This is a genomic window from Collinsella aerofaciens (genome assembly GCF_015552075.1).
GTDB classification, from domain to species: Bacteria; Actinomycetota; Coriobacteriia; order Coriobacteriales; family Coriobacteriaceae; genus Collinsella; species Collinsella aerofaciens_Y.
Window position 1 is genome coordinate 1 of sequence record NZ_JADNDZ010000020.1, and the last position, 8,853, is coordinate 8,853.

7 protein-coding genes are annotated in these 8,853 nt (G+C 60.2%); 1 reads left to right on the forward strand and 6 read right to left on the reverse strand.

The genetic code is table 11. The features are described 5' to 3' along the window. Nucleotides 1-102 precede the first annotated feature (102 nt). Complete coding sequence (locus I2D41_RS01355) at nt 103-3,003, reverse strand: ATP-dependent helicase (RefSeq protein ID WP_195363293.1); 2,901 nt, start codon at nt 3,001-3,003, stop codon at nt 103-105. 333 nt (nt 3,004-3,336) lie between these two features. Beyond that, complete coding sequence (locus tag I2D41_RS01360) at nt 3,337-4,311, reverse strand: undecaprenyl-diphosphate phosphatase (RefSeq protein WP_195363294.1); 975 nt, start codon at nt 4,309-4,311, stop codon at nt 3,337-3,339. Nucleotides 4,312-4,558: 247 nt separating this feature from the next. Here I2D41_RS01360 and I2D41_RS01365 point away from each other — a divergent pair, with 247 nt between their 5' ends. Then, nucleotides 4,559-4,996 carry a universal stress protein gene (locus tag I2D41_RS01365; RefSeq protein WP_006235921.1) on the forward strand — a complete coding sequence of 146 codons (438 nt, stop codon included), beginning with the start codon at nt 4,559-4,561 and terminating at the stop codon, nt 4,994-4,996. 177 nt (nt 4,997-5,173) lie between these two features. Here the strand turns inward: I2D41_RS01365 and I2D41_RS01370 are convergent, their stop codons facing one another. The 4 genes from I2D41_RS01370 to I2D41_RS01385 all read right to left on the reverse strand — a co-directional run bounded on the left by I2D41_RS01370 (nt 5,174) and on the right by I2D41_RS01385 (nt 8,658). After that, the gene (locus tag I2D41_RS01370) at nt 5,174-6,466 is read right to left on the reverse strand and encodes a HipA domain-containing protein (RefSeq protein ID WP_195363295.1); all 1,293 of its coding nucleotides are present in this window, start codon (nt 6,464-6,466) and stop codon (nt 5,174-5,176) included. Continuing rightward, a complete protein-coding gene (locus tag I2D41_RS01375; RefSeq protein WP_195363296.1) occupies nt 6,466-6,756 on the reverse strand; it encodes a helix-turn-helix domain-containing protein in 291 nt (96 codons plus the stop codon). Before I2D41_RS01375 ends, I2D41_RS01370 begins: the two co-directional genes overlap by 1 nt. Before the next feature lie 177 nt (nt 6,757-6,933). Continuing rightward, nucleotides 6,934-7,977, reverse strand: coding sequence for a sensor histidine kinase (locus I2D41_RS01380; RefSeq protein WP_138374528.1), 1,044 nt, complete (start codon nt 7,975-7,977; stop codon nt 6,934-6,936). A gap of 9 nt (nt 7,978-7,986) precedes the next feature. After that, nucleotides 7,987-8,658, reverse strand: coding sequence for a response regulator transcription factor (locus I2D41_RS01385; RefSeq protein ID WP_117646228.1), 672 nt, complete (start codon nt 8,656-8,658; stop codon nt 7,987-7,989). Nucleotides 8,659-8,853 lie beyond the last annotated feature (195 nt).

Here is an 8,853-nt window from a genome sequence, read left to right on the forward strand (position 1 = left end):
CGAGTTCCGCACGAGCCGGAGAGCACTTAATGTGCTCTCCGTGCGAGCAGGACTGCCCGAGCAGGCGATGTTGCCCCATACGCCCGCCCAGGTCCGCCGGGATTATGACAGCTTGACGATCGGAGCGAATCCCTTCATGAGCTTTTTGGTCTGGCCGGTCTTTTCGAACTGGACCTCGATCATGTCTCCGGCGACCGAGATCACGGTACCCGTGCCAAAGGTCTTATGGCTCACGGTATCGCCCGCGGCAAAGTCCTGCGATGCGCTGGCGCGATCGACCTTGCGCTCCACCGTCGGGGACACCTTGGACGACGGCTTTTTGGCTCGCGGCGCGCCCGAGCCAAAGGTCGAGGCAACACGGCCGGCGTCGGGCGAGACCCCACGATGGCGCTCGGTCCCGTAGCTGCTGCCGCCAAAGAAATCGTCAAAGCTCGATCCACCGCGCGAACCGGAACCGCCGGTCGAGCGCGTATGCGAACCAAACACCTTGCCGCCATACATATCCGAACCCATGCCCGAGCCAAAGGTGCCGTGACGGTCGCCGCGCTTCTCCCAGCCCGTGCCTTCAAAACCGGCAGAACCGATACCGCTAAACTCGATATCCTCAAACGGAATCTCGTTGAGGAAGCGCGAGCGCGGGTTGGCAGAGGTCGAGCCGTAGGTGCGACGCGTGGCCGCATAGGTCAGGAACAGGCGCTTGCGGGCGCGCGTGATGGCGACGTAGGCCAGGCGACGCTCCTCCTCAAGCTTACCCGGGTCATCGCTGCCGCCAAAGTCGTGCACGTGCGGGAAGATGCCCTCCTCCATGCCGGCCACGAACACCGCCGGGAACTCCAGGCCCTTGGCGGAGTGGATGGTCATCATGGTGATGGCATGCGTCTCGCCGGCCAGGGAATCCAAGTCGGAGCGCAGGGCCAGCCACTCCATGAGTGCCGGCAGCGCCTTACAGGTGAGCGGACCGTAGGTGCGCTCAATCTCGTCGGCATGCACGGCACCCGCCGGCATCTCCGTCGGCGCGGCATACGCGTTGCCCGCGATGGCAGCAGCCAGGGCATCCTGCGGAGACAGCGCCGGAGCAGCCAGACTATCGAGCGGATTGGAGCCCGCGGCATCGCGCGCGCCGACGAGTGCCTCAAACGAGGATGCCGGGGCAGATGGCCCCGGTTCGGGCGCAGGCGCGCTCACCACGACGGGCTCGGGCTCGGCGCCGGCAGGCACGTCGGCAACACCGGCTGCGCGCAGCTCTTCCAAGCTCTCGAGCGTACCCTCGATGTCCTCGTGCGTCTCCTCAAATTCGGCAGCGACGCCCAGGAATTCCTGGATGTTCTCGGCGCGGCTCTCGGACTCCATGGTGCCCTCGGCGCGGAAAGCCTGCAGTAGGCCCGTCTTATCGACAATCATCTCGACAACGTCCTTGAGCTCGCCGTCCATGCGGCGACCCTCGCGCACCAGCGACACAAAGCTCGACAGGCCGTTGCGCACCTTGGCGCTAAACATGCCGGTTTCGGCACACGCGATCTCGCAAGCCTGGAAGAACGAGCAGCGGTTGTCGCGCGCCAGCTGCTCGATCTTTTGGATCGAGGTGGAACCGATGCCGCGGCGCGGTGTGTTGATGACGCGCTTGACGCTCATCTCGTCGGCCGGGTTCACGATCATCTTAAGGTAGGCCATGACGTCGCGGATCTCGGCACGGTCGAAGAATCGCGTGCCGCCCACGATCTTGTAGGGCACGCCCGCGCGCAGGAACATATCTTCGAGGATACGCGACTGGGCGTTGGTGCGATAGAACACGGCGATGTCGTCGTAGCTCGTGCCTTTGGCATGCAGTTTCTCGATCTCGCCGGCAATCCAGCGACCCTCGTCGCGTTCGTCGCTCGCCTGGAAGGCCTGGATCTTCTCGCCATCGCCCTCGGCCGTAAACAGGCGCTTGTCCTTGCGCTGCGAGTTGTGGCGCACCACGGCGTTGGCGGCGCTCAGGATGTGACCCGTAGAGCGATAGTTCTGCTCCAGCTTGACGGTCTTGCAGTTTTTAAAATCCTTCTCAAAGTCCAGGATATTGGTGATGTCGGCGCCACGCCAGCTGTAAATGGACTGGTCATCGTCGCCCACGACCATGAGGTTTTGGTACTTGGCGGCCAGCAGGTTGGCGATTTCGTACTGGACGTGGTTGGTGTCCTGATACTCGTCGACGCTAATGTAGCGGAAGCGCTCTTGGTACTTATCGAGCACCTCGGGGCGGGTGCGCAGCAGCTCAAGCGCGCGCACGAGCAGGTCGTCGAAGTCCATCGCATTGGCGGCGCGCAAGCGACGCTCCAGCTCCAAGTAGACCTGTGCGGCCTTTTTATCGTTGGGGCTATCGGCGCTCTTGAGCATGTCCTCGGGGCCGATCATGGCGTTTTTGGCCGAGCTGATCTTGCTGCGGATCATGTTGATGGGGAACTGCTTTTGCTCGATGCCGAGCGCCTGCATAATGTCGCGCACCATGCGCTTTGAGTCATCGTCATCGTAGATGGTGAACTGGCCGGTGTAGCCCAGCAGGTCGGCGTCCTCGCGCAGCATGCGCACGCACATGGCATGGAAGGTGCACACCCACATGCCGCGGGTACCGCTGGGAATGAGCGCCGCCAGACGCTCGCGCATCTCGGCCGCGGCCCTGTTGGTAAACGTGATGGCAAGAACCTGCCAAGGCTTAACACCCAGGTCGCCGAGCATATGTGCGATGCGGAAGGTCAAGACGCGGGTCTTGCCCGAGCCGGCGCCGGCGAGCACCAGCAACGGACCCTCGGTGGACAGGACCGCCTCGCGCTGGGCGGGATTAAGGCTGTCAATGTCGACGAGCGGCTTGGCGGGCTTGGGCGCCGGCGCGGGAGCGTCGTAGATGTCGAGCGGGACGAGCTCGGGCTCCGGCGCTGCAGGGGCGGTGTATGCATCGAGCGGCACGGGTTCCGGCGCGGGCGGCACGGGTACCGCGGCGTTCTTTTCCCAGGGCAGGGGCTGGGTCATGGGCGACTCCTCATCTGACGGACGGCGCGCCTGCGGGCAGCGCCATAGTTTGAGCCGTACCAGTATACCGAGCCGCGCGGACACCGACGCAAATCACACCACGACTCCGTGCGCCACCGTCAGACCCGCCCCAGCGGATTTGGCGCAATGGGGTCAGGTTGCTTTGCACCAATCTATTGACAATCACGGAACCGCCGATGTCATGGCCACGGTAGCGAGCGGCGGCCAGGGCGAACAAATTGGCATGAAAAGAGGGCGGCATAGACCTTTTGGTCATGCCACCCCCTTTGAATGACAAGTTGTCGCTCTGGTCGCCGCGCAGCGTCAACCAAGTTACAGGCCGAGCATAGGCTCCAGGACAAAGAAGTATGCGAGCACCACGATGCCCAGGATGATGCGGTAGACGCCGAAGCACTTGAAGTCGTGACGGCGCACGAAGCCCATAAGCCACTTGATGGCAATGAGCGACACCACAAAGGCGACGACGCAGCCCACGCCCAGGATGGCGATTTCGTTGGTGCCGAACGTGCCGCCCTTAATAAAGTACTTGACCAGCTTGAGCGCACTCGCGCCAAACATGACGGGAATGGCCAGGAAGAACGTAAACTTGGACGCCACCGAACGCGTGCAGCCCAAAAGCAGGCCGCCGATGATCGTGGAGCCGGAGCGCGATGTGCCCGGAATCAGCGAAAGCACCTGGAAGCAACCGATACCCAGCGCGGTCTTCCAGCTCAGATCCTCGAGCGTAGTGATGGAGCCAAAGTCCAAGCTATCGTCATTGTCTGCGGCGGCAGTCGCAGCGGGCGCGGCAAAATGCGCACCGGCGGGACGTCCGCCCGCCACCACAGCACGCGAACCAAACGAACCGGCAAGAGCAGCCTGGTCGCGCTTGTTCGCGCGCCAGTTCTCGATCACGATAAACAGCACGCCGTACACAATGAGCGCCAACGCCACGACGGGAGCATTGTAGAAATGCTCCTCCATCCAGTCGTTAAGCGGCAGACCGATCGCCGCGGCGGGAATGCAGCCGAGCACAATCTTGCCCCATAGCACCCAGGTGTCGCGACGGCCCTCCTTGCCCTTGCTGGGAGAAAACGGGTTGAGGTCGTAGAAAAACAAAACGCAGACGGCCAAAATGGCGCCAAGCTGAATCACGACCAGGAACATATTCCAGAACGTCTCGCTCACGTTCATCTTGACGAACTCGTCCACCAAGATCATGTGACCGGTCGACGAAACAGGCAGCCATTCGGTGATGCCCTCGACCAGGCCCATGAAGGCAGATTTTAGAAGCTCAATGATATCCAAAGGGACCCCCTCGTTAGACACCCGCCGATATTGTTCTGCGGACGGTGCGGGCGATGTCCCATTATCAACCGTTGGCGGCGCGCCTGCGCCTACCCTTACCAAAAAACTCGCCCGTTCACAGAATTGCGAGCGGTCAAACCCAAATCCTTGGGTATAACTGCAACAAGATAAAGTGTCCGGCGGCCACGCATCCGCGCCCGCCCGATGCACGAGCCCCACGCCCGTGCGATAGACCAAGGAGGAAACCATGAACGAGGGCTACACCAAGGTATTTGTTTCACTCGACGGTACTGAGCAGCAGGATTTTGTGCTCGCACGCGCCATCAAGGTCGCCGCGAACAACGGCGCCAAGCTGATCATCGGCCACGTTATCGATTCCACGGCGCTCGAGAGCGCCGGTTCCTATCCGGTCGATCTGGTCAACGGCCTGGAGGAGGCATTTAAGAACTCCATCGCCAAGCAGCTCGAAGAGGCCAAGGCCAATCCCGACATTCCCGAGGTCGAGGTCATGATTCGCGCCGGCCGTATTCGCGAGACGCTCAAGGACGAGATGCTCGACGTGGTCAAGCCCGATCTGGTGCTCTGCGGCGCTCGTGGCCTGTCCTCGATCAAGTATGCGCTCCTGGGTTCGATTTCGACGTTCCTGCTGCGCAACACGGACTGCGACATTTTGGTCGTGAAGTAGGCTCCTTCCCGTCGGCGCAAGGCCTGCGGGGTTATCACGCCGACGTCCTCGCCGCTTCGCGGCTGCGGGATGTCGGCTTAGATAGCCCCTCCCGGCCTTGCGCCTTCGTCACCGTACTTCAACGAGTTATCTGATTAAAAGATGGCGTGCCGCCCCGTTTGGGGCGGCACGTTTTTGTTATGGGGCGATTCTGTTTAGGCGGGTTTGTACTTCTGGAATGATCTTATCGAACATTGCTTCTGCCTCAGGGAAACCTTCTTCTTTGAGGCTGCGCGCTGCATCTCTCAGTGCGTCTGGCACCTCACTGCAGGTGTCGTTAATCATTCCGGTGACGATCCCCTGGGGCAAACCCGCCTCGGCCATTTGCCTCAACACCGACTCGCGAGTCACATCATCGATTTTTCGGCTTCCGCCAAACGAAACCCCCATCTCGCGAACGAGATTGGGATAGATCGTTGTACACAACACGTCGTAGAGCGGCGCCAACCTCACTTGCTTCCAGTCCTCGTCCCACACGAGTGACCAATTCTTAAGATGGTTGTCGCAGTTTCCTACGGCATAATCGAACAGTTGGTTATAGCCAACAAGAAACCTATCCTCCATCTGATTCGTCGACACCCTTCGTACCGCGTCGACGATAAGCCCCAGGTAATTGACGCCCGTTGGCTCATATTTAAGCTCGCGCGAAATGCCTTTTGCCTGACAAATGTCCTCCTGGTGCAGACGATTTGGAACCAGCAGCCCATCGAGCGAACGACCACCATTAGACATCGCTCGGTCAAACCGCTTCACGGCGATAATCGGTTCGGCATCTTCAACTCGAATTAGAAAGCACTCTTCGGCTGATAGATCCATCAGCGAAGCAGCTCTCACGCACATCGCTTCACAAACCGTCTCGCCCGGAAACGCCTTCGACCCCGCTTTGAGGATATGCGTCGATGGGGCTGCCCCGTGGGGCAGATACCATCCGCCGCATGAGTCATCACCCGCATGGTAGAGGCCGATTTTCGCCTGAGCGCCCGCAAGGGAAATTCGACTCTCGAGCGCAAGACCAAAGGCCACCTCCGCTGGCGCGTACGCCAGCTTGTTCAGCTGCTTCTCCCCTATCTCCTCATAGCCCATTTCGAGACCGTCGGCCGAAGGTTCTCGCGTCAAAATCAAAGCGCCGACGGGTTCGTTGCGAACCAAATCGAGGACCTTAAAGTAATCGCCGCGTTCCGCCCGAGCCTTTTTCTCAAGGTCTCTATTGAGCTGTCCCTCTGGAATAATGCCGGAGAAAAAGGAGCTCGTTACGTCCGGGCTGAATGTCTCGGCCGACAAGGGCAACGAGGACGAAATCGGAACCGCGTCAGCATTCTCGAGGTACTCGGGGACATAGGTGAATAGCGGAAGCCCAGCATTCTCTTCCAATATGCCAAGCAGCTGGTAGGATCCCTTAAACTCACGATGAACGAACAGCGTGCCGCCCATTATTTTCCCCTCACCTTCAGAATAAAATCGATATCCACGATGGAGGCGTAGTCGAAAATGACGCCGATTTCGACCGTTGTCCGCCCCCGCTCGATATCGCCTATCACACGAAGGCTGCGACCCGTCATAGTCGCGACGTCGCGTTGAGTTAGACCAAGTTCACGCCTTCTAAGCCTAAGGGCCTTCCCCATCTCGCCCGGATCGAAAACCATGCGTTCCGAGAAAGCAGTTTCAGACGGCTTAAGTTTGATGCGCCCATCGAGCACTTTAGTCGTTGTCACCGTTCTCATGTCGCTCCTTAGCTATGTTCCCATTCGTGAACATAGTATAGAACTGTAAAGCTATGTTCCCGAACGTGATTATAGCTTTACAAGTAATACCTATATTCACGTTCGTGAACATAGTAGCCAAAGCAATCGTCATCCTCCTAAACGGGAAGATTCCGTCGATTGCGCCACGCGGACCGGCTACTCGAAGTATTGGAACTTGTTCGTTGAGAAGGCGAATGTTACGACGAAGCCTTCGCCGGGCTCGGATGCCGCGGTGACATCGATACCCATCTTGGAGCACAGACGCGCCACCAGGTAGAGGCCAATGCCCGTTGCGCGCTTGGTGGTGCGGCCGTTGTCGCCGGTAAAGCCCTTCTCGAACACGCGCGGCAGGTCGGCCGCGCTCACGCCGCAGCCGTTGTCCGCGACGGTGAGCTCGATGCGTTCGCTCGCCAGGCCCTCGTCCAGCAACGCGCCCGAAAACACGATCTTTGCGCCGTCCTCGCGCGCATATTTAATGCTGTTCTGAATGAGCTGGCCCAGAATAAACTCGAGCCACTTCTCGTCGGTAAAGACCTCAAAGTCGAGGTTCTCGCACACCGGGGCCACGTGCGCCGCGATGAGCTCGCGCGCGTTGGCCTTAATCGCGCCCGTCACCAAGGTCTTGAGATCCCAGCGGCGAATCAGGTAGTCGCGCTCCACGACTTCCGAACGCGCGTAGTACAGCGCCTGGTCGATATAGCGCTCCACGCGAGCCAACTCACGGCCCAGGTCATCCACACGAGACAGGTCGTCTTCGCTGCCATCCAGGTTTTCCAAAATTAGATGAGCCGCCGCCAGGGGCAGTTTGGCCTCGTGGACCCAGCTCTCGATATAGTCGCGATAGTCATCGGTCTGACGCCGGCCTTCGGCAACCTCGTCGCAAGCGGCTTTGCCCACCCGGCGCAAGACCTCGTACTCGAGCTCGCCCTCGGCATAGGTCGGGCATTGCACCATCTCCTGCACCCATGCGGGGCTCTCGAGCTCCTCGGCCGCGCGCTCCAGCTGACGCAGAAAACGGCGGCGACGCGCGTACTCGACCACGATGCCGAGCATACCAAAGATAAAGGACACGCCGACCGCCACGACCACAATAGAAACGGGTGCACCGGCGACCGTCAGCACAAAGCAGCTCAGCAGCACGCCGCACGTCCACACGGCGACGGGAAGCAGCGCATCTTTAAAGAATTTGCCAAACGACATAGCCGGCCCCTAGACCGAATAGCCTTGGCCGCGATGCGTCGTCAAATACCCCTTGATGCCGATTTTTTCGAGCGTGGTGCGCAGGCGGTTGATGTTGACGGTGAGCGTATTGTCGTCCACGAAGGCGTCGGAGTCCCACAGGTCCTGCATGATGGCCGAGCGCGAAACAATCTTGCCCGCGCGACTCAGAAGCAGTGAGAGGATACGCAGTTCGTTTTTGGTGAGCTCGGTGCTAGTGCCGGTTTGCGTGTTGGTGACCATTGAGCGGGCGAGGTCGAGCTCCAGCCCCTTGTGGACAAGTGTACTGCGCTCGCCTGCCGCCGCGGTGCGACGCAGCAGTGCGTTGATGCGCGCCACAAGCACGCGCGCGCTGTAGGGCTTGGGAACAAAGTCGTCCGCGCCGAGCGTCATGGCCATGACCTCGTCGATCTCGGTCGTGCGCGACGTGAGAACGATGATGGGGACCTCGGATTCGCGACGGACCTCATGGCAGATGTGCTGGCCGTCTTTGACGGGAAGCGTGAGGTCGAGCAGCACCAGGTCGGGTGCGGCGGCGAGAATATCGCGCGAGACATGCTCAAACGATTCGCAGGCCTCGATTTCAAACCCAGCGCGGGCAAGGATGTCGACAAGCTCACGACGGATGGGCTCGTCGTCCTCAACGATATAGATCAGCGCCATGGATTCCGCTCCCCTCTTGGTTGTCTTGCCACCATTATGGCTGCGAAACTGCAGGTGTGCACCGCGCGCGGTGCCAAGGTGACAGAACTGTTCGCGAACGAAAGCGTTTAGCTTGCCCTTCGCTCGCAGCGGTGGCGGGGACCAAAATGATTTTTTAAGGCTCTGTTAGACCAGGATTGACATTCCGCCCCGTCA